The sequence below is a fragment of the Xylophilus sp. GOD-11R genome (assembly GCF_033546935.1).
Classification (GTDB): Bacteria; Pseudomonadota; Gammaproteobacteria; order Burkholderiales; family Burkholderiaceae_C; genus Xylophilus.
Map to the genome: position 1 here is coordinate 2,184,178 of NZ_CP137854.1, position 22,777 is coordinate 2,206,954.

Genomic DNA, 22,777 nt, shown 5'->3' on the forward strand with positions numbered 1-22,777 from the left:
GCGCCCCATGAGCGTCACCCGCATCCTGATCGTCGAGGACGACCGCGTCGTGGCCCGCGACCTGCGCCAGCAGCTCACCCGCCTGGGCTACGAGGTGGTCGGCAGCACCGCACGCGGCGAGGACGCCGCCGGGCTGGCGCAGTCGACCCGCGCCGACCTCGCCCTGACCGACATCCGCCTGGAAGGCGTGATGGACGGCATCGACGCGGCCCAGCAGATTCGTCTGGCCTGCGACATTCCGGTGGTGTTTCTCACCGCCTACGCCGACGACGAGACCCTGCGCCGCGCGCGGCTCACCGAGCCCTTCGGCTACCTGCTCAAGCCTTTCGAGGATTCGCAGTTGCGCACCGCCGTCGAGATGGCGCTCTACAAGCACGACGCCGACCGCCGCCTGCGCCACAGCGAACGCCGCTACGCCGCCACCCTGGCCAGCATCGGCGATGCGGTCGTGTCCACCGATCCCGAAGGCCGTGTCACCTACCTGAACCCGGTGGCCGAAGCGCTGCTCGGCTGCCGCGCCGACGAGGCAGTGGGCCGCTGTCTCGGACAGGTCTACCGGCTGCGCGACGAGGAGTCGGGCCTGCCGGTGGCGCCGTGCGATGCGCCCCGCGATCAGGGCCTGCTGCTGGAGGCCCCGGGGCCGCGCCTGGTGCCGGTCGAGCAGTCGGCCTCGCCGCTGATCGACGACCGCGGCCAGGCCGGCGGCATGGTGGTGGTGTTTCGCGACCTGACCGGGCGGCGCGCGTTCGAGAAGCAGCTGCGCGACGCCCAGGCCGAGCTGGCGCGCGTGTCGGGCCTCACCACCATGGGCGAACTGGCCGCGTCCATCGCCCACGAGATCAACCAGCCACTGGCCGCCATCGTCACCAATGCCAGTGCCGGCCTGAACTGGCTGCGCCGGCCCCGGCCCGAAGTCGAGGAGGTCGACCAGCTGCTCGGCCGCATCGTTGCCGACGGCAGCCGGGCGGCCGATGTGATCCGCGGCCTGCAGGCCCTGGCGCGCCGGGCAGGCCCCGATCTGGCCCCGCTCGACATGGCCGTCGCCGTGCAGGAAGTGGCCGCGCTGATGCGCGCCGATATCGCACGCCTGGGGATGCGGCTGCGCATCGCGCCGGTGGACGCACCGGCCTGGGTGATGGGCGACCGCATCCAGATGCAGCAGGTGCTGGTCAACCTGCTGCGCAACGGCATGGACGCCATCCGTGAGAGCGACGACACCGCCCGCTCGCTGGCGGTGGAGATCGACGGCGCCACGCCCGGCGAGGTGCGGGTGGCCGTGACCGACACCGGCGACGGCATCGCGCCGGAGCACTGCAGCCGCTTGTTCGAGCCCTTCTTCACCACCCGGCCGCTGGGCATGGGCATGGGGCTGGCGATCTGCCGCTCCATCGTCGAGGCGCATCACGGCAGGCTGTGGGCCGAAGCCCTGGCGCCGCGCGGCACGCGCTTCGCGTTCGCGCTGCCGGTCGCGCCCGGCTGAATATTCGGCCGCGTCACTCCCAAACGGGGGAGGGCGCGGGCGGCACGGAGAGGGGCGCGCCGGCGTCGGGCTCTTTCTACGATGGTCCGGCGCCGCATCTTCGGCGCGAAGGACCTCCATGTCGCCAACACCACCCATCACCACCATCGACGCCGCCCGACGACGCGTACTCGTCGCCGGCGCCATGACGGCTGCCACGGGAGTCAGCCTCGCGGCGACCACGAGCGGCCCGACCAACCCGAGCGCGCCATCCGCGCATTCCCGCCCATCACACGGAAAACAGGCCATGAGCTACATCACCACCAAGGACGGCACCCAGATCTTCTACAAGGACTGGGGCACCGGGCAACCCATCGTGTTCTCGCACGGCTGGCCGTTGAGTTCGGACGACTGGGACACCCAGATGCTGTACTTCGTGCAGCAGGGCTACCGCGTCATCGCCCACGACCGGCGTGGCCACGGCCGCTCCAGCCAGGTCTCCACCGGCCACGACATGAACCACTACGCCGACGACCTGGCCGCGCTCACCACGCACCTCGATCTGCAGAAGGCGATTCACGTCGGCCATTCCACCGGTGGCGGCGAGGTCGCCCGCTACATCGCGCGCCACGGCACCCGCCGCGTGGCCAAGGCCGTGCTCATCAGCGCCGTGCCGCCGCTCATGGCCAAGACCGCCGCCAACCCGAACGGCGTGCCGATGGAGGTGCTCGACGGCATCCGTTCGGCGGTGGCGACCAACCGGGCGCAGTTCTTCAAGGACTTCCCCACCGTGTTCTACGGCTTCAACCGCCCGGGCGCCAAGGTGTCCGACGGCATCGCGCTGCACTGGTGGGCGCAGGGCATGATGGGTTCGATCCAGGCGCACTACGAGGGCATCAAGGCGTTCTCGGAAACCGACCAGACCGAAGACCTGAAGAAGATCGACGTGCCCACGCTGGTGATGCACGGCGACGACGACCAGGTGGTGCCGATCGCCATCTCCAGCGAACTGTCGGCCAAGCTGGTCAAGGGCGCGACGCTGAAGGTCTACAAGGGCTATCCGCACGGCATGTGCGCGACCAACGCCGACGTGATCAACCCGGATCTGCTGGCGTTCTTCAAAAGCTGATCGGGCGTTCTTTCCCGAGAGGGCCGGCCTGGGTGCCGGCCTTTTTTGTTTCTTTCAGAAAGCCGTGGCGATCAGTCCGCGCCGCTGGGCGATGGCCGCGGCTTCGGTTCGGGTCTTGGCGCCGAACTTGGCAAGGATCGCCTTCACATGGGCCTTGACCGTGCCGACCGAGATGTCGAGTTCGGTCGCGATGGTCTTGTTGACGTGGCCCACGGCGATGAGCTGCAGCACGTCGCCTTCGCGGCTGGTGAGCGGCTGGTGGTTGAGGCTTTCCACCACGCGCTGGGCGGCGGATTGGTCGAGGTGGTGCTGGCCGCGGTGCAGGGCGCGCACGCCCAGCATCATCTCGTCGAGGTCGCAGCCCATGAGCAGGTAGCCCTGCACGCCGAGGTCGAGTGCGTGGCGGATTTCGGAGGCGCGGTCGCGGTGGCTCAGGACCATGATCCTGGGGAGGGTCTTCGTCGGGCGGGCTGACGTTGACCGGCTGCGGTCGAGCAGGGACAGGGCGGTTTCGTAGTCGGCGACGGTGACGTCGGGCTCATTTGGCTCCGTGTCGGTGGAGTCATCTGCCATGGCGACGGTGAAGCCGCGGTCGGGGGTGAGGACTGCGGCGAGGCCGGCTCGGACCAGCGGGTCGGTGTGGGCGATGGCTACGCTGATCGGGTCAGCGGCTTTGGCTGGGGTCCAGGGGCTCATTTCGGCTACTCCGGTAGTGGAATCTTTTCTTGTGGCTTTGGCGGGGGGCAGCTGTCCCTGGGGTTTATCTCTTTTGGGTCGTTGGGGTGGGGGACTTCTGGGGCTGGTGGGGGAGTCTAGGGAGTGGGGGTTTCGTTTGGTATTGAGCCTTGGTATATGTGAGGGCTGGTTTTTTGCTTGGTTTTCCCGGGGAGGGCGCTTGGTCATGGCTGGGCTGGCTGCTTCTTTCTTCTCTTCTTCTCTCTTCCGAGGGTGGAGCTGGGGGCGCGCAAGCCCCCAGCTCCACCCTACGACCAGTAGAAGAAAATAAAAAAACGCCCAAAAAAAAGCCCCGCAAATAAATGCAGGGCCAAAACTCCAACGAACTAAATCAATCAATCAACAGTCATCTCCAGGGTAAACCTCCAAAAAATGCAAAACACAGAGCGAACGGGATGAATGAAATATCGCATTTCACCCATGCCGTCTCAATAGCTCATTCGCACTAAATAATAAAAACCCCATTTCAAGAAATAAAAAGAATGAATCCAAATCAATCAGAATTAAAGGTAATAAAAATACTCCCAACCAACATTAGAAAACAAATGAAGCATCCATCACCTACCACCAAACCGCAGAAACACCCAACCCACCACCCCTCGAACCCCACCCCATCCGGGGGCCTAACCCGCCCGATGAACACGTGTCAGTACACAATTCAACCTGTTAAAAAGCTGATACAAATCCAGCACTGAGCCACCAGCCAAGCGGCCAACGCGCCCCGAGCCACCGAGCAAAAGCCGAATTGCAACGCCATGCCGCCAGCCAGGCCAGACCTCCTAAGCGACCCCCACGCCGGCGAGCAAGCCAATCTGGCCTTCCGCCTGGACGCCGGCCTGCGCTCCGCCCCCACCCGGCGCGCCCTGCTCTGGCTGGAGCGCGGCGAGCGCATCGGCTCCGACCTCACCGCGGCTGACCTCCGCCAAAGGTCCACAGCACTCGCCCGGGAGCTGATCGAAAAGATTCCCGCCCGATCCCAGATGCTGCTGGTCATGCCCCCCGGCCCCGAATTCACGATCGCGCTGCTCGCCTGCCTCTATGCCGGCCAGGTGGCCGTCCCGCTGCCGATGCCACGCCCCGGCGCTCCAGCCGACCGCCTGCAGGCCGTCGTCGCCGACGCCGACGCGCGCTTTGTGCTCAGCACCGCGGAAGGCGTCGAGGCACTGCGCCCGTCGGTGCCCGACATGACCCTGATCGCGGTCACGGCCGACGCGCCGCAGGCCGATGCCCCCGAGGCCGCCTGGCCCGGCCTGGCATTGGCCCCGACCGACACCGTGGTGGTGCAGTACACCTCCGGCTCTACCCGCACCCCGCGCGGCGTGGCCTTGAGCGGCGCCAACATCGTCGCCAACGCCTGGCTGGTGGCCGAAGACTGGCAGCTGCGGCAGGACGAGCTCATGCTGAGCTGGCTGCCGCATTACCACGACATGGGTTTGATGGGCAGCCTGCTGTTCCCGCTGCTGTGGGGCGTGCCGGTGGTGCAGATGTCGCCGCTGGCCTTCGTGCAGAAGCCGGTGCGCTGGCTGCGCGCGGTGCAGGCCTGGGGCGCGACCATGAGCGGCGGGCCGGCGTTCGCCTTCGCCCTGTGCCTGGAAACGATCCCCGCTGACCAGCACGCGGCTTTCGAGCTGCGTTCATGGCGACTGGCGTATTGCGGCGCAGAGCCGGTGCCGGCCGCGCTGATGCAGCGCTTTCGCGAGGCCTTCGGCCCGAGCGGCCTGGCGGCAGACGCGGTGTTCGCCACCTACGGACTGGCTGAAGCGGCGCTGTTCGTCGCCGGGCGCCCGGGTGTCTGGACGGAGCAGGGTGGCCGACCCGCCCCGGCATCGACCGAGCCCTGCCTGCTTGGCGAGGCGACCCGGCCGTTCCTGCGCATCGTCGACCCCGAAACCCTGGCGGTGCTGCCCGACGGTGAGGCGGGCGAGATCTGGGCATGCGGCCCGTCGATCGCGATGGGCTATCTCACCCAGGGGCTCGACGGCGTCTTCGGCCAGCGCCTGGAAGGCGACACGTCGGCCTGGCTGCGCACCGGCGACATCGGCCTGATCGACGGCGCGGTGCTGCGCATCACCGGGCGCCGCAAGGACATCCTCATCGCCCACGGTGGCAACGTGGCGGCCGCCGATGTCGAATGGCTGGCCGCTACCGAGGACGAGGCGCTCAATCCGCACGCGGCGGCGGCTTTCAACCTCTACGCCGATGGCACGGGTGGCATCGCCTTGCTGATCGAAACCCGCGATGGTCGCGCGGCCATCGGCGATGCGGAAGCGCTTTCAAAGAGAATCATCGCGGTGGTGCGGGCTGGCCTGTCGCTCGAAATCGAGCTGTTGTGCTTCGTGAAGCGCGGCGCGCTGGACCGCACCAGCAGCGGAAAAATCAGACGCCAGACCGTGGCCGAGCGCGTGCGCGCAGGTCATCGCTACACGCCCGCCACGATGCCATGACCGCCACACCACCCTCGACCGCCGCGACCGAAGCCACGACCAACCCGCCGCGCCGAAAAGCGCTGTTGCGGGTCGACGATTTCGAGACGGCCCGCAGCGTGGCGCGCAGCCCGGATTTCGCCACGCTCGACCTCGCGGCCTACCTGCGCGCGCTGCAGGCGCAAACCGGGCGCGACTTCGCAGTGCTGATCCAGCTGGCCGAGAACACGCCCTTCTTCATGCAGGGCCCGCGCCACCTGCGCATGCGCCGGGTGCTGACCACCTTCATGGGGCCCGCGCGGGTCGAGGCCTGGCGGCCGACGCTGGCCCAGCTGATCGACCAGGCTCTCGACCGGCTGGAAGCCGCGCCCGAGCCCGACCTGGTGCGCGACTTCGCCGAACCCCTGTACCGCTCCGCCGCCGGCGCGCTGCTCGGTGTGGAGGGCACCGAATCGCCCGCGTTCCTGGGCTGCATCGGCCAGACGCGCACGTTGCTGGAGCCGATGCTGTCGCTGCGCGAGATCGCCACGCTGCAGAAGGCGGTGGCCGAGCTCGTCGCCGTGGTGGCGGGCAGCGAACCCTGGCGCCTGCCGGGCCGGCCGCAGCCGCTCTATGCGCATCTGATGGAAAACCTCGACGGTGATCTGGATCGCGATGCCGCCGTGGCGCTGGTGGCCGTGTGTTTCGTCGCCGCCCAGACCACCTCGCAGACCTTGTCCAACGCGGTGCTGGCCGTGCTGCGCTCCACCGCCGGCCTGCGCTCGCAGGCGGGCGACCCGGCCTGGATCGAGGCGCATATCGACAACCTGCTGCGCCTGAACGTCTCAACGCAGAGCATCGACCGTATCGCCGCGCGGTCGGCCGACGTGCGCGACCTGCACTTCGAAGCGGGCGATCGGGTGCATGTCCAGCTGGCGGCGGTCAACCGTGACGAGGCGGTGTTTCCCGGCGGTGCGCCGGGCTGCCCCTTCCATACCGGCGAGGCCCGCATGCCCGACCACATGGGTTTCAGCACGGGCGTGCACCGCTGTCCGGGTGCGTTGTTTGCCCGGCTGATGATCGGCATGGCCTTGCCCGCCTTGTTCTCCCGCTTTCCGGCGGTGTCGCTGACGGTCGACGAGCCGCAGTGGTATTCGACCGAACTCATCCGCATGCCGCTGGCGCTGCCGTGCCGGCTCCACCCTTATTTCTGAACCTGATGCCACCGTCCAGCCGAACCGTATCGCGCGACCAGATCGTCGACTTCATCCGCCGCTGCGTGGTGGCCCGCCTGGGCGTCGCGGCCGACGGGCTTCTCAATGACACGGTGCTGGCCGACATCGGACTGGAGTCGATCGACGTGGTGCTGATCAGCGGCCAGATCGAGGACGAGTTCGACCTGGAAGTGGCGCCTTCGATGATGTTCGAGTACCGCACCATCGACGCCGTGGCCGACCACCTGGTCGGGCTGCTCGCCGACCGCTGACGAAACGCCGCCGACCCGCCTGAATGACCTTCGTCTCCGGATCCTTTCTCCTCGGCTTCCTGCCGGCGCTCCTGATCATCTTCACGCTCGCCACGCGCTACGCGCCGGTGGCGGCGATGCCCTTGTTGCTGGCCGGATCGGTGCTGTTCTACCTGATGGCCGACGCGGCGAGCCTGCCGCTGCTCGTCGGTTCGCTGCTGATCAATTACGGCGTCGGCCGGGCGATGGACGCCTCGCAGGGCGGCTGGCGCAGGGCCTGGCTCGGCGTGGGCGTGGTGCTCAATTTGCTGCCGCTGTTCTGGTTCAAGTACGGCGGCGGGCTGCACCTGGGCGCATCCCAGGCGGCGGGCTCCTTTGTCGGCTCGGGCATTCCGCTGGGCCTGTCGTTCTACACCTTCGGCCAGCTGTCTTTTCTGTTCGATGTGTTCCGGGGCGAGCCGGCGCGGCTGGGGCTGGTGCGCCACGGCTTGTTCGCCAGCTTCTTCGCGCAGTTGCCGGCCGGCCCCATCACCCGATGGCGCGACCTGGCGCCGCAGATCGCGTCGATCGGCCAACGCGCGGTGCCGCTGGCCACGGTGGCCGCGGGCGTCAGCCTGTTCATCTTCGGGCTGGTGAAGAAGTCGCTTTTCGGCGATTCGCTCGGGCACTTCGTGAATGCGGTGCACCTCATCGCCGACGAGGGGCGCTCGCCCAACATCGTCGAGGCGTGGCTGGCCACCTGGGGTTTCGTGCTGCAGCTGTACTTCGATTTTTCCGGCTATTCGGACATGGCGATCGGCGCGGCGATGTGCTTCGGGCTGAAGCTGGCGGTCAACTTCAATTCGCCGCTCAAGGCCGCTACCGCCAGCCAATGGGTGGACCGCTGGCACATGTCGCTGGTCGGCTGGATCCGCGAATACCTGTATCCGCCGGTGTTCAACCTCACCCGCAGGCTGCCGTTCGGCCCGCCGCAGCGCATGCGCATCATCGGCTGGGCGGTAGGCACCATCGCGAGCATGAGCGTCATCGGCGCCTGGCACGGCTCGGAGCCGCTGCTCTGGGGCGGCGGCATCGTGTTCGGCGTGGTGCTGGTGCTGATGCAGCTGCCGGCGCTGCTCTGGCCGCGCAAGCAGCGCAAAGCCGACGTCGCCGGTGCGCCGGGGCGCTCGGCGGTGGCGCGGGCGATGCTGCTGCTCTTCATCGCGATGCTGATCCTGTCGGTGCGGGCGCGCGATGCGGGCACGCTGATCATCTTTCTCGAGGCCATGTTCGACCCCACCACCATTTCGCTGCCCGGCGCCCTGCGCGGCGCACAGGGCTGGCTGCCCGGCTGGGTGCGCTTCGACGGCATGCTGCCGGGCGTGGCCTATGTCTGGCGCTTCGACATGCTGGTGCTGGTGACCGCCACCGCCATCGGCCTGTGGGCGCCCAACACCATGCAGCTTTTCGGGCTGGTGCCTGCGGGCGTCAAGGGCAGCGTCGCGGCGCAGCGAGTGGAACGCTGGCGCTGGCGACCCACGGCGGCCTGGGGCCTGGTGATGGGCGTGATGCTGGTGCTGGCGGTGCTGTTCACCGGCAGCCTGGGCGGACAGGAATTCATCTATGCCCGCTTCTGACGGCACTCCGCCCGACGATCGCCGCGCACTGCGGCGTTTTCTGCTGGCCGCCGCCATCGTCGCGGTGCCGGTGCTGGGGCTGGTCGGCCTGCTCAACACCTTGGGCGACCCGTTCGGCTACCGGGGCCGGCCGCTCGCGCCGGGGCTCAACGACGTGCGCTCGCAGGTGTTCTACCGCGCCGCAAGGCCCACGCAGATGCACTGGCTGCGCAGCCAGGCCGTGCAGCAGAACCGGCAGGCCGAACTGCTGGTCGGCACCTCGCGGGTGGTGCGTGGTTTCGACGCCTGCGCCCATCCGCGGCGCGGCGTGCTGGCCCTGCCGCTGATGAGCCAGGAGGAAATCGCCGACCTGGTGCGCGACAAGCTGCCGCCGCCGGACTTCGAGCAGACGCTATGGATCGAGATCGCGCGCGGCCCGACGCCGGTCACTGCCGAGTCCTACGGCAGCGCCCAGCCCAGCCGCGACGATCTGCTGAGTTGGAACGCCACCGTGACCTCGATCGACAACGCGCTGGCCAGCCGCTTCGTGCCGCGCAAGGCCGGCGGTGCCGCTGGCTGCGCGGTGGTGCCGCTGCACACCGACAACGTGCGAAACGATTCGGTCGGCCTGCTGCGCGCCGTCGAGGCCGACCCGCTCGGCCTGCCGTCCTACCGCGACCTGCTCATGCGCATCGCGCCGGCCTGCGGCCCGAAGCGCCACATCGTGCTGGTGGTGCTGCCGGCCTATGTGGCGCCGGAGTCCTGGGACGAGGCGCTGTCGGTCATGCAGCGCTACGACCGCAAGATGAGCGAGGAAACCGAGCGCATGCGCGACCGATATCCGGGCTGCCGCTTCGAGTTCCGCGATCTCGCCACCCGCTACCTGGAGCGCGGCGCCGAGGCCCAGCAGGCCGACGTGCGCGCCGGCTACTGGGCCGACGGCGTGCATTTCTCGCCGGAGCTCGGCGAGGCGGTGCTGGCGTCCGGCGGGGGCATTCGCTAGAGGCAGCGTTCGGCCAATGCCCGCAGGGTCCGGGCGGCGGGCACGCCACTCCGGCGTGCGGCCGATACCGCCGTCGGCGTCGTCGGTCGTCGGCTTTTCGACCATGCGCAGCGGATTGATTCGGACAGAATGCGGGGTTGGTCTCCCGTCCGAAGATTCCCATCCTGTGCCGCCTACCGTGACCAGCCCATCGCCTTGCCCGTCTCCGCCCGTCCGCCTGTCCTTTCTCGAAGGAGGCGGCGAGGTCGGCGACCTGCTGTTGCGCAAGGACTGGCGCGGGCATGCGCTCGGCGATCCGGGCACCTGGCCGTCGACGCTGCGCACCATGGTCGGCGCCTGCCTGCACTCGCCGGTGCTCGGCGCGGTGCTCTGGGGGCCGGAGCTGCGCATGCTCTACAACGATGCCTACGTGCTTTCCATGGGCGAGCGGCATCCGTCAGCGCTGGGCGAGCCGGTCGCGCAGGTGTGGGGCGCGGCCTGGAACGCGGTGGCCGCGGACTTTCTGCAGGTGGTGGTCACCGGCCAGGGCATGGCGCAGCGCGGCGTCTGCCTGCCGGTGGAGCGCCACGGCCGCGTCGAATCGAGCTGGTGGGACTTCACCGCCACGCCCATCTTCGACGACGACGGCAGCGTGGTCGGACTGTTCAACCAGGGCACCGAGATCACCTCGCAGATCCTGGCCGAGCGCGCGCGCGACGCCGTCGAGGTGGAACTGCGTGCGCTCACCGCCCAGTTGGCCCATTCGGTGGAAGACCGCACCCGCGACCGCAACGCGCTCTGGACCCTGTCTTCGGACCTGATGCTGCGCTGCGGATTCGACGGCCGCATCGTCGCGGTGAACCCGGCCTGGACCGAGATGCTCGGCTGGCACGAGCGTGAACTGCTCGGGCTGTCGCTGCTGGAACTGCTGCATCCCGAAGACGTCGACACGACGGCCCAGGCGGCCGCTGCATCGGCCGGCGGCGCCGCGCTGAACCATTTCATCAATCGTTATCGCCACCGCGACGGCAGCTACCGCTGGATCAGCTGGTCGACCCGGCCGGCCGACGGGCTGATCAACGCGGTGGGCCGCGACGTCACCGAAGACCGCGCCCGCGCCGAAGCGCTGCAGGCTTCGCAGGAGCAATTGCGCCAGTCTCAGAAGCTCGAAGCGCTGGGCCAGCTGACCGGCGGCATCGCGCACGACTTCAACAACCTGCTGACCATCGTCAGCACCTCGATCCAGCTGCTGCAGCGGCCCAACCTGGCCGAGGACCGGCGCCAGCGCTTCATGGGCGCCATCTCCAGCGCCGTCACCCGCGCCTCGCGGCTCACCGGCCAGTTGCTGGCCTTCGCCCGGCGCCAGAGCCTGCAGCCCGTGGTGTTCGATGTCGGCGCCAACGTGCAGGGCGTGGTCGACATGGTGCGCACGCTGGCCGGTCCGCGCATCGCACTGCACACCGCCACGCACGGCGACGATTGCCTGGTGAATGCGGATCCCGGCCATTTCGACACCGCCATCGTCAACCTCTGCGCCAACGCGCGGGATGCGATGCAGGGCACCGGCCGGCTCGATATCGTCACCTCGCGTGTGGCCGGCATTCCCGCCCACCGCGACCAGCCGGCCAAGGCGGGTGATTTCGTGTCGCTGGCGGTGACCGACACCGGCTGTGGCATCGCGCCGGACCTGATGGACCGCGTGTTCGAACCCTTCTTCACCACCAAGGCGGTGGGGCAGGGCACCGGTCTGGGGCTGTCGCAGGTGTTCGGCTTCGCGCGTCAGTCGGGTGGCGACGTGCATATCCGCAGCGATGTGGGCCAGGGCACCACCTTCACGCTCTACCTGCCGCTGGCGGGCAAGGCGGCCGTGCAGGGGAGCGCCGCATCGGACCGCAGTGCGCTCGACGAAACCCAGGCGGGCGATCTGCTGCTGGTGGAAGACAACGCCGAGGTCGCGGCGGCGGTGCAGGAATCGTTGCGCGAACTGGGTTACCGGGTGACCTGGGCGGGCGATGCCGAGCAGGCGCTCGAGATCCTGGCGCGCGAAGCCGGCCGCTTCATGGTGGTGTTTTCCGACGTGGTCATGCCGGGAATCGACGGCGTCGACCTGGCGCGCGAGATCCGGCGGCGTTATCCGGCGCTGCCGGTGCTGCTGTCGAGCGGCTACAGCCGGGTGCTGTCGCGCTCGGTGAACATCGAGTTTCCCCTGCTGGCCAAGCCGTATTCGCTGGTGGCGCTGGCCAGCGGCCTGCGCGATGCCATCGCCCGGCGGCAGGCCGAGGTCAGGCACACGGGGCCGTCGGGTTTCAGCACGGCCGCCGATATCGAGCAGGCCCGGCTGACCGATCTGGAGTCGCTGGCAGTGCTCGACACGCCGACCGAGCCGTCCTACGACAACCTCACACGGCTCGCCGCCACGCTGTTCGACGCGCCGATCGCACTGGTGTCGCTGATCGACGCGGACCGGCAATGGTTCAAGTCGCACCTGGGCCTGGACGCCACCGAGACACCGCGTGAGTACGCGTTCTGCGCGCATGCGATCGAAAGCCCGGGCGAGGTGATGGTGGTGCCCGACGCCACGCTCGACCCGCGTTTTGCCGCCAATCCGCTGGTCACGGGCGATCCCAACATCCGCTTTTACGCCGGCGCGCCGCTGGTCACGTCGTGGGGCCACGCCATCGGCACGCTGTGCGTCATCGACAGCCAGCCGCGCGAGGCGCAGGACCGTCACCTGGAAGCATTGAAGCTGCTCGCCGCGCAGGTGGTGGAGCGGCTGGAGGCGGACCGCCCGAGGGACGCAGCGATCCCGAAGCCGCCGGCCAGGCGCTAGAGCCGGCCTGGCTGGCGGCTTAGAAGGCCAGGCGCATCGAATGCAGCAGCAGCCCGGCGATGGAGGGTCGGCGCATCGACTGTTCCAGCAGGTTCGACACCTTCCACGCGGCAGCCGGCAGGACGATCGAGGCGGCCGCCAGGAGGTCCGTGGACAGGGCGGTGGAGATAGCGGCTTTCATGACTGCATGGTCATGCGCCGAGGGACGCGGCGGTGGCGGGCAGCATCGCTTGCCCTTGCAGGCGGGCCGGTGCACCCGGCATGGGGGCGCGGGTGTGTCGGCTTGTCAGCTTCGCTGTCGGTGCAGCGTGGTCGCCGCCTACAGGGCGTAGGCGGGACGGCGCGTTCTCAGGCCTCGGCCTTGATGTCGGCGGCGCGGATCACCTTGGCCCATTTCTCCGTCTCGGCCGAGATGAACGCGTCGAACTCAGCCGGTGAGCCTCCCGCCGCCAGCGTGCCCATGGCGTCCATGCGCGAGCGGATCTCGGCGCCGCGCACCACCGCGCTCACCTCCTGCGCCATGCGTGCGACCACGGGCGCGGGCGTGCCGGCCGGTGCCAGCATGCCGGCCCAGGTGCTGCCGTTGAAGCCGGCGAATCCCTGCTCGATGAAAGTCGGCAGTTCCGGCAGGCTCGGCAGGCGCTGGTCGCCCGCCAGGCCGATCAGCCGGATCTTGCCGTCGCGGCCCTGCGGCGCGAGGCTGCTCGGTGTGTCGAACAGCAGCTGGATCTGGCCGCCCATCAGGTCGGCCAATGCCGGCGCCGTGCCGCGATAGGGAATGTGGACCATGCGGATGCCGGTCTGCAGCTTGAGCAGCTCGGTCGTCAGGTGCGCGGCCGAGCCGTTGCCCGATGAGCCGAAACTCACTTTTCCGGGGTTGGCGCGGGCGTAGTCCACCAGCTCGCGCGCGGTCTTGAACGGCGCCTGGGCCGGCACCGCCGCCACCAGCGGCGTCACCCCGATCAGGGCCACGCCGCGCAGGTCGCGGGCGGGGTCGTAGGGCAGCTTGGGGTAGAGCGTGGTGTTGGCCGAATAGGCGGCGATGACGACGCCGAAGGTGTAGCCGTCGGGCGGCGCCTTGGCGACCATGTCGACGCCGATGATGCTGTTGGCGCCCGGCTTGTTGTCGATCAGCACCGGCTGGCCGAGCCGGTTCTGCAGCTCGACCTGCACCAGGCGCGCCATCTGGTCGGTGAAGCCGCCCGGCGTATAGGGCACCACGATGCGGATCGGCCGAGAAGGCCACGCCGGCTGCGCCCGGGCGGGCAGCGCCAGCGAGGCGGCGCCGGCCGCGGCGGCGATGGTGAAAAGTCTGCGGTGCAGGCGGATGGACCGAGTGTCGGGTAAGGCGGGCATCGGGCGTGGCGGGGTGGATGGTCGCCGCATGCTCCGGTCGGCGCCCCGCGCACGCAGCGGGAATTTCCCTATGCGGACATACGCTAGAGCGTGGAGTCGGCCTCGTCGGTGTCGCGGTTGGCGTCCGTTGTGTCGCTCGCGTGGTCGCCCGAACGTCGGTGGTGCTTGCGCGTTGCCGCCGGGGCCGGCGCCAGGGGCGTGGCGGCGTCCATGAACCGCTGCAGGTCGGCCATAGGCATCGGCCGGGCAAAGAAATAACCCTGGCCGAACTGCACCCCCAGCTCGCGTAGCTGGGCCAGCTGCGCGGCGGTCTCGATGCCCTCGGCGATCACGTCGGCGCCCACCGCCCGAGCGATGGCGATGATCTCGGGGATCAGGCTGGAGCGGATGGTCTCGTCTTCCATCTCGAAGACGAAGGACCGGTCGATCTTGAGGTAGTCGGGGCTGACCTTGCGCACCACGCCCAGGTTGGAATAGCCGGTACCGAAGTCGTCGATGGAGATGCCGTAGCCGTCGAGCTTGAGCCGGCGCAGCTCGGGCGCGAGGTCGGGCGAGAAGTCGTATTCGGTGACTTCCAGCTCGATCTTGAAGTCGGTTCGGCCGGTCTCCGCCTGCACCGCGCGCAGGTGAGCGTGCAGGGTGTCGCGGCGCAGGTTGTGCGGAAAGAAGTTCAGCGCCACGGAGAAACCGGTGCGCGGCTCCATCGCCCGGGCGAGCTCGTGCAGCGCGGCGCGGCTCACGGCCACGTCGAAGGCCCAGGTGAGCTTCTGGTGGTTGAGGGCGGGGATGAACCTGTCTGGATACAGCAGCTGGTCGCCGTCGCGCAGCCGCGCCAGCACTTCGCAGCCCACGATGCGGCCGGTAGCCAGTTCCAGGATGGGCTGGTAGTGGCAGACCACGTTGGCCGGATCGCACAGGTAGCGGATGCGGTGCTCGATCGACTGGAATCGCCGGCATCGCCGGGTGACGACATTGCTGGCCAGGAAGCCGAACAGCGCGGCGAAACCCAGCAGCCCGGCGATCATCCAGCGATGCCTCGGCTCCAGCGCGTGCAGGCCGAGCACCGATTGCGCCGATACCGGGCTGACGCCGGGGACCGTGCTCGTCACCAGGATGCGCAGATGCCGCGTGTCGATGCGCACCAGCGGGCTGTCGGCTGCCACCAGGGTGTCGGTCTGGTCTCCGTGCACACCCTTGAACACCCGCCGGCGCTGCGTGCCGCCGCCGGCCCAGACCGCGTCGGCGTTTTCACCGAAGGCGTCAATGGTGGGCGCGCTGTCGACCAGCACCTGGAACATGCCGCGTTCCACCACCGTGGCACGCACGCCGCCGGGCACCGGGCCGACGAAGCGCTGCACCGGCGTCGACAAAAAATACCGCCCGATGGAGCCGTCGATGCCGTTGACGCCGGCGGGCGCGGGTTCCGGCAACAGGCCCATGCCGGTGCTGCAGAACATGCGGCCCTGGCCGTCGAGCATGCCGATGGCGCGCGCATAGCGGTGCGCGAACATGAGCGCGCTCAGGCGCTTGAGGTTGGCGTCGGTGCAGTCGGCGCGATAACTGCGGTTGAGTTCGTCGAGCAGGGCGGAGGTGTCGTTCTGCACCGCCTGCATGCGGGCGTGGATGCGTGCATGTCCGCTCTGGATCTGCTGCACCCGCAGGCCGACCGCTGCCGAGCAGAACGCCGCCAGCATGAGCACGGCCACACCGTAGCCGGCCAGGTGGCCGGCCAATCGGGGGTGACGGCCGAGCAGGCGGGTCACCGGCAGAAGAAAGTCGAACCGCGCGCGCAGCGGCCGTGTCGTCGTCATTCGACGCTGAAGAACTGGTCCATCGTCCGGGCGGTGATGCCGGCCACGCTGTCGCGCACCTGGTGTTTGAAAAGAAAAAGGGCCATGAGCCCCGGTGATTGGCCAAGAAGGCGCGATCGGCTTTCGTGCATTCGAGAGCCGACGCAAATTGTGTTCCATTGCGGCGGGCAGTTTGCGCAATCAAGCCAACTGCGATGGCGCGGTCGATAGCCTCGGGCCATGGGCCGTTACGGTGCATGCTCGTTGTGCATGGGCGGTCGAATATCGGCGGGTGATGACTACTTGCTGCCGCCACGGTGTGGCTCATCACTTTCGATAATCGTCGAAATATCGGAGCAACCGGGCGTTTGCATTAATTGGTTTTTACCGGCGCCGCAGGCATGATGTGCCGAGACGATTAATTGCGGAGCCCTCATGGATTCGAAGCAGTTCGCCGCGCCTTATTTTCCCATTATCTATGTGCGTGGTTACGCCATGACCGAAAAGGAAAGGGCGGAAACCAGCGCCGATCCTTTCTGTGGTTTCAACCTCGGAGCCACGGTGTTCCGCGCCGTCGCCGACCGCGACCGCCCGCCGCGCAAGTTCGTCTTCGAATCCCCGGTACTGCGCCTGATGGCCGAACACGGCTATGGCGATGTCTACGAGGACGGCGCCGACATCCAGGACCTGGGCTGGGACACCGACGCGCTCGGACAGCCCACCGGCAACCGCATGGCGGCGCGCTCCATCGTCGTCTACCGTTATTACGACAACTCGTCCGGCCTGCTCGGCAACGAGAAAGTGCCAACCATGGAGGCGCTCGCCGAAGGCCTGGCCGGGCTGATATTGCGGATGCGTGACCTGGTCTGCGCCAATCCGGACGCCGCGGTGAAACCGGCCGATTTCCGGTGTTACCTGGTCGCGCATTCCATGGGTGGACTGGTCTGCCGCGCCCTGCTGCAGAACCGCAAGCTCAGCACCGGCGGGGCGGTGGACCTCGTCGACAAGTTCTTCACCTACGCCACGCCGCACAACGGTATCGACCTCGGCGGAATCAATATTCCGAGTTTTCTGTCGGCCTTCAGCCTGAGCAATTTCGATCGCGACAAACGCATGCCCGAATATCTCGGCCTGCCGCCGGCCGCGAAGAAATTGAAAAGGGCCGACCTGGTGCCCGTGTCCGCGTTTCCCATCGACCGCATCTTTTGCATGGTCGGCACCAACCGCGCTGATTACGACGTGGCCCTGGGCTTGTCGCGCACCTTCGCGGGCAACGGCAGCGACGGCCTGGTGCGCATCGAGAACGCCACCCTGCAGGCGGTCAACGCCAACGGCAGCCTGGGCGCTCGCGCGCCCAAGGCCTTCACCTTCCGATCGCATTCCGGCTATTACGGCATCGTCAATAGCGAGGAGGGCTACCAGAACCTGAGCCGGTTTCTCTTCGGCGACGTTCGGGCGGACATCTTTCTGGACATCGACGACGTGCGGCTGCCCAAGGCGCTGGTGGGCGCCGAAGGTGTCGATGCGCTCTACCAGATCGAAATGACCGCCGCGCCGCGCGGCAAGCTCTGGTACTTGAGCCGGCGCATCGCCGAAGAGGATTCGGTCGCCTGCTTCAGCCATGCCCACTGGCAGGAACAGCGCGAGCAGTACCTGTCCACCGTGTTCCTGTCGAAGGGCCAGCGCATGGACAAGAGCAGCCCGGCGGTGCACTACAGCCTCACCGTCGGCCTGCGCCTACCCGACTACGAAGTGGGTGGCCGGCTCTGGCGGCAGGAGCACTACGAAGGCCAGTACCTCTATCGCGAGACCATCGTCTTCGAGATGACCGCCCCCGAGAACGACACCCAGCAATGGCAGGTGCTGTTCTCGCGCCAGGGCACCGGCATCACGGTCGACAAGCAGGTGGCCGAACTCACGCCCGCCGCGGACGGCCGCACCATGGTGCTGAGCCTGCCCTTCGACAGCTCGCCCGACAACGCCGACGGCCCCAGGCCGACCGACCAGCCGGCGGTGAAGGGAAACATGCGGCTGCTGGTGTCGGGCTGGAACTGATCAGCCGGAGCGCTCAGCGGCGCACGCGCTCGAGCATTTCCGCCACCACGACGTGGGCGACGGTGCGCAGCAGCCGAAGTTCGCCCGCCAGCCACGGCCGGGCGGATTCGGGCAATGCCTGGTTCTGCGCTTCGATGGCCGCCAGAGTCGCCGGCACCACCTGGGCCAGCGCCGTGGCGATGCGGTCGAGCTCGCGTTCGCCGAGCCGCCGGGGCAGGCCCAGCGCTTCGCCTGCGGCCAGCAGGCTGTCGCGGTTCACGTCGCCGAAGTGCGTGGCACCGGGCAAGGCGATCATCATCGGCAGGTTCGGCCACGTAGCCTGGTCACCGGCGATAGCGCGTGTCTGCCAGGCGGCCGTGGCCAGCAGGTCGTAGGCCGGCGCGAACTCGACGCCTTCGGCATCGACCAGAAACGACAGATTCTTGAGGTGGTTGTCGTCGTTGCCGATCAGCACATTGAAGACCAGCCAGGCGTAGAGCCTCAGACGCGTCGCCGCCCGGTTGCGGCAGCGCGTCACCACCTCCGCCAGCGCCTGCAGCGAGGCGGCGCGGTACTTGAAGCCGCGCGGTTTGTCGAGCAGTTGGCAGGCGTCGACGATGTGCCGGCGCAGTGTTTGGCCTTGGGGGCCGCTCCACCGGTCGAATCGCTCCACCAGGTACACCGGCTCCGGCACGTAGCGGCGCGACACGGCGGGCACCTCGCCGAGCACCGCGCGCGCCACGGTCATCGTGAAGTATTCGTTGATGACCGAGGACGGATAGTCGTCCCCGGGATGGTCGGGCTTGAGGATGTGGGTCGAGGCTTGCGCGCCCACCGGTTCGAACAGCGCGCCATCGCGCACCACCACCAGCAGCTTGTGCTGGGCACCGGCCGCCGACATGCGCTTGGGCGCCTGGCTCGACAGGGTGGAACGCGGCAGCGCGCGGATTCTCCGGCTCAGTGCTTCATCGCCCAGTGCACGGGCGTCAGACTTCGAAGGCACCGGCATGCCGGGCGGCAGCAGCGTGAGCGATCCTGCGGATTCGGCGCCCAGGTATTCGAGCAGCGCGAAGGCATCGTCGCCCTGGATGTGCGCCTCCTTGGCGACGGCCTCGCGCAGGCTTTCTTCGGGCAGGAGGTTGTCGAAGTACCACTGCACCGGCCGGTGGCTGCCGCCATCCTGGTGCAGGGCAGTGCCGCGGGGAAGGGCTGGTGAGAGATCGAAGGCGTCAAGCGATGCACGCCATGGCTCTTCGTAGCGGAACTGCCAGACATCGTCGCCTTCGCCGAGCGTGCCGACATGACGTTCGTCGAGGTAGACCTCAAGGCTGCGCATCGGATGAACGGCTGCGCGATTGCAGCGCGCCCTTGCGTCGAAGTTCGTCGAACGCCGCCGATGCGGCCTGGGGCACATCCACCTGCAACTGAATGCCAAGCTCCTCCAGGAGACGCAGCACCAGTCCGAGTCGAACGGTCGACTTGCCGTATTCGACATCGGAGGTGAATTGCTTGCTCACCGAGGCCGTGGCGGCCAGGTCGTCCAGGCGGACGCCACTGGCATGCCGGACGGCACGGATGGCCAGACCGAGGTCGGCTACCGAATGGATGGGTATTTGCATGGCATGAATTCCTGCGTTTGCAGGATTTTACGCTGTGGTTTCGATGCCGGGCGTTTATATCCTACGATCGCAGGAATTTTGATTGAAAAGGTGTTTAGTCCGATTAAATTCCTGCGATCGCAGGAAACTGAAGCTGGTCAAACCATCGGATCCGACTTGAAATCCAGCATCGCCCGTACCTGCGTCGCCAGTTTCTGCAAGCTGAACGGCTTGGCCAGCATGGCCATGCCTTCGGCGAGAAAGTCCGATCCGGCCGCCATCTGGCTGGCGTAGCCGGTCATGAACAGCACACGCACCATGGGCAGGCGGCGGCGCACCATGGCGGCGAGCTGTCGGCCGTCCATGCCGGGCAGGCCGACGTCGGTGACCAACAGTTCGCAATTCACGCCGCTGTCGAGCAGCATCATCGCGGCCTGCGCCGACGAGGCTTCGTGCACCGCGTAGCCCAGCCCGTCGAGCGACTCGCGCACCACCGAACGCAGGCTGGCGTCGTCTTCGACGAGCAGCACGCATTCCTGGCCTTTCTGCGGCGGATGCGTCGGGTCGTCGGTATCGGCCTGAACCGGGGTGTCGACGAAATGCGGCAGGTAGATGCTGACCGTCGTGCCCTCGCCGGGCGTCGATTCGATGGTGGCGCCACCGCCGCTCTGCCGGGCGAAGCCGTAGATCATCGACAGGCCGAGGCCGGTGCCCTGGCCGACGGGCTTGGTGGTGAAGAACGGGTCGAAGGCCCGGGCCAGCACGTCGGGCGGCATGCCCATGCCGTTGTCGGTCACGCTCATGCGGACATAGTCGCCGGGCGGCAGATCGACACCCGGCACGCGGGCGTTCCATTCGACGCGCTGCACGCCGATGCGCAGATGCCCGTCACCGGCCATCGCGTCGCGGGCGTTGATGGCGAGGTTGAGCAGGGCGTTCTCGAGCTGGTTGGCATCGGTGTTGGCGTGGCAGGGTGCGGACGGCAGCACCAGTTCGATCTCGACGTTTTCGCCGAGCGTGCGGTGCATCAGGTCTTCCATGCCGGCGGTGAGCTCCACTACATCGACCGGTTTCAGGTCGAGCGACTGGTTGCGGGAAAAGGCGAGCAGGCGTTGCACCAGCGCGGACGCCCGCTGCGCCGCGCCCGAGGCCATGGCGGTCCAGCGCTCCAGCCCGGAGGTTTCGCCGGCCTCGGTCTTGCGCTTGAGCAATTCCAGGCTGCCGGTGATGGTGGCCAGCAGGTTGTTGAAGTCGTGGGCGATGCCGCCGGTGAGCTGGCCCAGTGCTTCCATCTTCTGGCTCTGCCGCAGCTTGGCCTCGGTCTCGCGCTGGTGGGTCACGTCGCGGCCCACCATATAAAAGCGGCCCCGGTCGGGCGACACCATCCAGGACATGGTGCAGTAACGACCATCGCGGTGGCGCACGCGCGCCTCGAACCACATGGCGCGATGGGCGCTCTGGGCGCTGGTCAACACCGCGTCGGCGGCGCCGCGATCGTCCTGGTGCACCAGCTGGATGAAATACCGTCCGACCACTTCTTCCTCTGGCCAGCCGAGCACCGCGGTCCAGGCGGCATTGACCGACACCAGCCGGCGCTGCCGGTCGCAGACGTCCATCAGGTCGTTGGAGAGCTGCCAGATGCGGTCGCGCTCGGCCGCCTTCTGGGCCACGCGCTGCTCCAGCGTGGTGTTGAAGTTGGCCAGCGCCTCCAGCTTGAGCTCGAGCTCGCGCGCCATGTGCTCGCGCTCGGTCTGGTCGCGCAATATTTTGAGAAAGCCGGTGATGCTGCCGTCCGCGTTGCGCAGCGGCGTCATGCGGCCGCTGGCCCAAAAACGCTCGCCGCCTTTGCGCACATGCCAGCCGTCGTCGGGGGCCTTGCCGGTCTGGCGTGCTTCGTCGCGCTCCTTGGCCGGCACTTCGGCCATGCAGTCTTCGGGCAGGTAGATGCGGTCGAGCGGCATGCCGAGCGCGTCCGCCTCGGTCCAGCCGAAGACGTTGGCGGCGCCCTGGTTCCAGCCAGTGATCCGGCCATCGAGGTCGGTGGCGATGATGGCGTAGTCGATGGCGCTGTCGAGGATCTGCCGGGTGCGGGCCTCCTGAGCCTGCAGGTGTTCCCGTGCCTCGACCGCGAGCGTTACGTCGCGCGCCACGATCAGGATGCAGGCCAGTTCGCCGCCTTCGCGATGCACTGGCGTGTGGGTCATCTCCAAATGCAGGGTGGAGGTACCGCCATCGGGTCGGGGCAGCAGCAGCTTGGCGGGCTCGGCATGGTGGGCGGATCCGGTGGAAAGCACTTCTTCCAGGCCGTGGCGCAGGCAGTGCACGCCGTTGTCGGGGGCGTCGGTCGAGCAGTGCAGGTATTCCAGCAGCGGATGCCCGAGAAGTCGGCCGCGCTCGATCGAGGTGGCGTCCAGAAAGGCGTCGCTGGCGGCCAGTACCCGGAACTCCGGTGTCGCCGTCACGCACACCAGCAAGCTCGACATCTCTACGAAAAGCTTTCCCAAATCGAGCTTGGGAATGATCGAAACCATGGTTTGTCCCCCGGACCTGATTTCTTTGTATTCCTAATCGCAGCGCGGGCTCCGATAGTCAGCATTCATTGTCGGACAAGTTCCCGAATATGTATTCATGATCGGCCGGCTATCGAGCGGCCTTCCTCCCGCGTGAATGGGCACAGGCCTTGCAAGCGATTAGTCGGGCTTCGTGAATACCCTGATTTGGCGATTGAAAAATTGGATGGTCGGTGCTAAGGGATAACCCCCGCCTTGCTCGGAAACCGATAAAAATCGAGGGTCAAGACGTGGATGAAGCTTGAAAAGCGAGAATGCACGATTTACGCCAATCCTTTCACTGACCCGAGGAAAAAACGATGTCGCTTATTGCGCTGCCAGACCGCGAACTACGCCTCAGCCGAGAAATTCCGGTGGCGGCGGCCAAGCTCTACCGTTGCTGGACGGAACCCGATCTGGTGGTGCAATGGTTCACTCCGCCGCCATACGTCACAGTAAAGGCCGACCTCGATGTGCGCCCTGGTGGCGCCAGTCTGATCGTGATGCGCAGCCCGGACGGGCAGGAAATTCCCAATCCGGGTGTCTTTCTGGAAGTGGTGCCGGGTAAGCGTCTGGTAATGACGGATGCCTATACCGAAGCCTGGGTGCCGTCGGCCAAGCCGTTTCTCACCATCATTCTCGATTTCGAGGCGCTCGGCGAAAACCAATGCCGCTACACCGCGGTGGCGCGCCACTGGTCTATCGAAGACCGCGAAAACCACGAAGCCATGGGTTTTCATCAGGGCTGGGGAATCGCCACGGACCAGCTCGCGGCTTTGGCCGCAAAGCTTTGAGTTGTCTGGTTTCGACTGTCGACCGGCGCGACGTCCGAGCTGTTTTGAACTCGCGGCTT

General features: G+C 67.6%; 17 protein-coding genes. 10 read left to right on the top strand and 7 right to left on the bottom strand.

Going from position 1 to position 22,777, the window contains the following annotated elements:
* Window positions 1-7: 7 nt before the first annotated feature.
* Together R9X41_RS10295 and R9X41_RS10300 are read left to right on the top strand one after the other, a co-directional pair.
* Entirely contained in the window at window positions 8-1,480 is a 1,473-nt protein-coding gene (locus tag R9X41_RS10295; protein WP_318634772.1) for an ATP-binding response regulator, read from the top strand.
* A 286-nt stretch (window positions 1,481-1,766) separates the two neighbouring features.
* Window positions 1,767-2,588 (top strand): alpha/beta fold hydrolase, encoded by an 822-nt coding sequence (locus R9X41_RS10300; protein WP_318634773.1) that lies wholly within the window; start codon window positions 1,767-1,769, stop codon window positions 2,586-2,588.
* 54 nt (window positions 2,589-2,642) lie between these two features.
* On the opposite strand, the gene R9X41_RS10305 is transcribed toward R9X41_RS10300, so the two are convergent.
* The gene (locus R9X41_RS10305) at window positions 2,643-3,284 is read right to left on the bottom strand and encodes a LuxR C-terminal-related transcriptional regulator (protein WP_318634774.1); all 642 of its coding nucleotides are present in this window, start codon (window positions 3,282-3,284) and stop codon (window positions 2,643-2,645) included.
* Between the two features lie 794 nt (window positions 3,285-4,078).
* Between R9X41_RS10305 and R9X41_RS10310 the strand changes: the two genes are divergently transcribed.
* The 6 genes from R9X41_RS10310 (at window position 4,079) to R9X41_RS10335 (ending at window position 12,597) form a co-directional block, all read left to right on the top strand.
* The gene (locus tag R9X41_RS10310; protein ID WP_318634775.1) at window positions 4,079-5,767 is read left to right on the top strand and encodes an AMP-binding protein; all 1,689 of its coding nucleotides are present in this window, start codon (window positions 4,079-4,081) and stop codon (window positions 5,765-5,767) included.
* Window positions 5,764-6,939 (top strand): cytochrome P450, encoded by a 1,176-nt coding sequence (locus R9X41_RS10315; RefSeq protein ID WP_318634776.1) that lies wholly within the window; start codon window positions 5,764-5,766, stop codon window positions 6,937-6,939. The genes R9X41_RS10310 and R9X41_RS10315 overlap by 4 nt, the downstream gene beginning before the upstream one ends.
* A gap of 5 nt (window positions 6,940-6,944) precedes the next feature.
* A complete protein-coding gene (locus R9X41_RS10320; RefSeq protein ID WP_318634777.1) occupies window positions 6,945-7,211 on the top strand; it encodes an acyl carrier protein in 267 nt (88 codons plus the stop codon).
* Between the two features lie 23 nt (window positions 7,212-7,234).
* Window positions 7,235-8,806: an MBOAT family O-acyltransferase gene (locus R9X41_RS10325; protein WP_318634778.1), complete on the top strand. Its 1,572-nt coding sequence runs from the start codon at window positions 7,235-7,237 to the stop codon at window positions 8,804-8,806.
* On the top strand, window positions 8,793-9,788 hold the full coding sequence (locus tag R9X41_RS10330) for a hypothetical protein (RefSeq protein WP_318634779.1): 996 nt from the start codon (window positions 8,793-8,795) through the stop codon (window positions 9,786-9,788). Before R9X41_RS10325 ends, R9X41_RS10330 begins: the two co-directional genes overlap by 14 nt.
* Window positions 9,789-9,966: 178 nt before the next feature.
* Window positions 9,967-12,597: an ATP-binding protein gene (locus R9X41_RS10335; protein ID WP_318634780.1), complete on the top strand. Its 2,631-nt coding sequence runs from the start codon at window positions 9,967-9,969 to the stop codon at window positions 12,595-12,597.
* Window positions 12,598-12,616: 19 nt separating this feature from the next.
* Here the strand turns inward: R9X41_RS10335 and R9X41_RS10340 are convergent, their stop codons facing one another.
* From R9X41_RS10340 to R9X41_RS10350, 3 genes are all read right to left on the bottom strand, one after another.
* A complete protein-coding gene (locus R9X41_RS10340) occupies window positions 12,617-12,778 on the bottom strand; it encodes a hypothetical protein (RefSeq protein ID WP_318634781.1) in 162 nt (53 codons plus the stop codon).
* A gap of 167 nt (window positions 12,779-12,945) precedes the next feature.
* Window positions 12,946-13,953: a tripartite tricarboxylate transporter substrate binding protein gene (locus tag R9X41_RS10345; protein ID WP_318634782.1), complete on the bottom strand. Its 1,008-nt coding sequence runs from the start codon at window positions 13,951-13,953 to the stop codon at window positions 12,946-12,948.
* Window positions 13,954-14,036: 83 nt separating this feature from the next.
* Entirely contained in the window at window positions 14,037-15,764 is a 1,728-nt protein-coding gene (locus tag R9X41_RS10350; RefSeq protein WP_318634783.1) for an EAL domain-containing protein, read from the bottom strand.
* A 414-nt stretch (window positions 15,765-16,178) separates the two neighbouring features.
* Here R9X41_RS10350 and R9X41_RS10355 point away from each other — a divergent pair, with 414 nt between their 5' ends.
* A complete protein-coding gene (locus R9X41_RS10355) occupies window positions 16,179-17,798 on the top strand; it encodes an esterase/lipase family protein (RefSeq protein ID WP_318634784.1) in 1,620 nt (539 codons plus the stop codon).
* A 13-nt stretch (window positions 17,799-17,811) separates the two neighbouring features.
* Here the strand turns inward: R9X41_RS10355 and R9X41_RS10360 are convergent, their stop codons facing one another.
* From R9X41_RS10360 to R9X41_RS10370, 3 genes are all read right to left on the bottom strand, one after another.
* Window positions 17,812-19,113, bottom strand: coding sequence for a HipA domain-containing protein (locus R9X41_RS10360; RefSeq protein ID WP_318634785.1), 1,302 nt, complete (start codon window positions 19,111-19,113; stop codon window positions 17,812-17,814).
* Entirely contained in the window at window positions 19,100-19,396 is a 297-nt protein-coding gene (locus R9X41_RS10365; protein WP_318634786.1) for a helix-turn-helix domain-containing protein, read from the bottom strand. Before R9X41_RS10365 ends, R9X41_RS10360 begins: the two co-directional genes overlap by 14 nt.
* A gap of 137 nt (window positions 19,397-19,533) precedes the next feature.
* On the bottom strand, window positions 19,534-21,906 hold the full coding sequence (locus R9X41_RS10370; RefSeq protein WP_318634787.1) for a PAS domain-containing hybrid sensor histidine kinase/response regulator: 2,373 nt from the start codon (window positions 21,904-21,906) through the stop codon (window positions 19,534-19,536).
* 338 nt (window positions 21,907-22,244) lie between these two features.
* Here R9X41_RS10370 and R9X41_RS10375 point away from each other — a divergent pair, with 338 nt between their 5' ends.
* Entirely contained in the window at window positions 22,245-22,718 is a 474-nt protein-coding gene (locus R9X41_RS10375; RefSeq protein WP_318634788.1) for an SRPBCC family protein, read from the top strand.
* Window positions 22,719-22,777: the final 59 nt, after the last annotated feature.

What these genes read in the sequence shown, in the direction of transcription:
- R9X41_RS10360 (WP_318634785.1), bottom strand. Translation starts at nt 19,113, where the DNA reads ATGCGCAGCCTTGAGGTCTACCTCGACGAACGTCATGTCGGCACGCTC.
- R9X41_RS10345 (WP_318634782.1), bottom strand. Translation starts at nt 13,953, where the DNA reads ATGCCCGCCTTACCCGACACTCGGTCCATCCGCCTGCACCGCAGACTT.
- R9X41_RS10350 (WP_318634783.1), bottom strand. Translation starts at nt 15,764, where the DNA reads ATGACGACGACACGGCCGCTGCGCGCGCGGTTCGACTTTCTTCTGCCG.
- R9X41_RS10320 (WP_318634777.1), top strand. Translation starts at nt 6,945, where the DNA reads ATGCCACCGTCCAGCCGAACCGTATCGCGCGACCAGATCGTCGACTTC.
- R9X41_RS10305 (WP_318634774.1), bottom strand. Translation starts at nt 3,284, where the DNA reads ATGAGCCCCTGGACCCCAGCCAAAGCCGCTGACCCGATCAGCGTAGCC.
- R9X41_RS10340 (WP_318634781.1), bottom strand. Translation starts at nt 12,778, where the DNA reads ATGAAAGCCGCTATCTCCACCGCCCTGTCCACGGACCTCCTGGCGGCC.
- R9X41_RS10365 (WP_318634786.1), bottom strand. Translation starts at nt 19,396, where the DNA reads ATGCAAATACCCATCCATTCGGTAGCCGACCTCGGTCTGGCCATCCGT.
- R9X41_RS10370 (WP_318634787.1), bottom strand. Translation starts at nt 21,906, where the DNA reads ATGGTTTCGATCATTCCCAAGCTCGATTTGGGAAAGCTTTTCGTAGAG.
- R9X41_RS10295 (WP_318634772.1), top strand. Translation starts at nt 8, where the DNA reads ATGAGCGTCACCCGCATCCTGATCGTCGAGGACGACCGCGTCGTGGCC.
- R9X41_RS10310 (WP_318634775.1), top strand. Translation starts at nt 4,079, where the DNA reads ATGCCGCCAGCCAGGCCAGACCTCCTAAGCGACCCCCACGCCGGCGAG.
- R9X41_RS10325 (WP_318634778.1), top strand. Translation starts at nt 7,235, where the DNA reads ATGACCTTCGTCTCCGGATCCTTTCTCCTCGGCTTCCTGCCGGCGCTC.
- R9X41_RS10315 (WP_318634776.1), top strand. Translation starts at nt 5,764, where the DNA reads ATGACCGCCACACCACCCTCGACCGCCGCGACCGAAGCCACGACCAAC.
- R9X41_RS10355 (WP_318634784.1), top strand. Translation starts at nt 16,179, where the DNA reads ATGGATTCGAAGCAGTTCGCCGCGCCTTATTTTCCCATTATCTATGTG.
- R9X41_RS10375 (WP_318634788.1), top strand. Translation starts at nt 22,245, where the DNA reads ATGTCGCTTATTGCGCTGCCAGACCGCGAACTACGCCTCAGCCGAGAA.
- R9X41_RS10300 (WP_318634773.1), top strand. Translation starts at nt 1,767, where the DNA reads ATGAGCTACATCACCACCAAGGACGGCACCCAGATCTTCTACAAGGAC.
- R9X41_RS10330 (WP_318634779.1), top strand. Translation starts at nt 8,793, where the DNA reads ATGCCCGCTTCTGACGGCACTCCGCCCGACGATCGCCGCGCACTGCGG.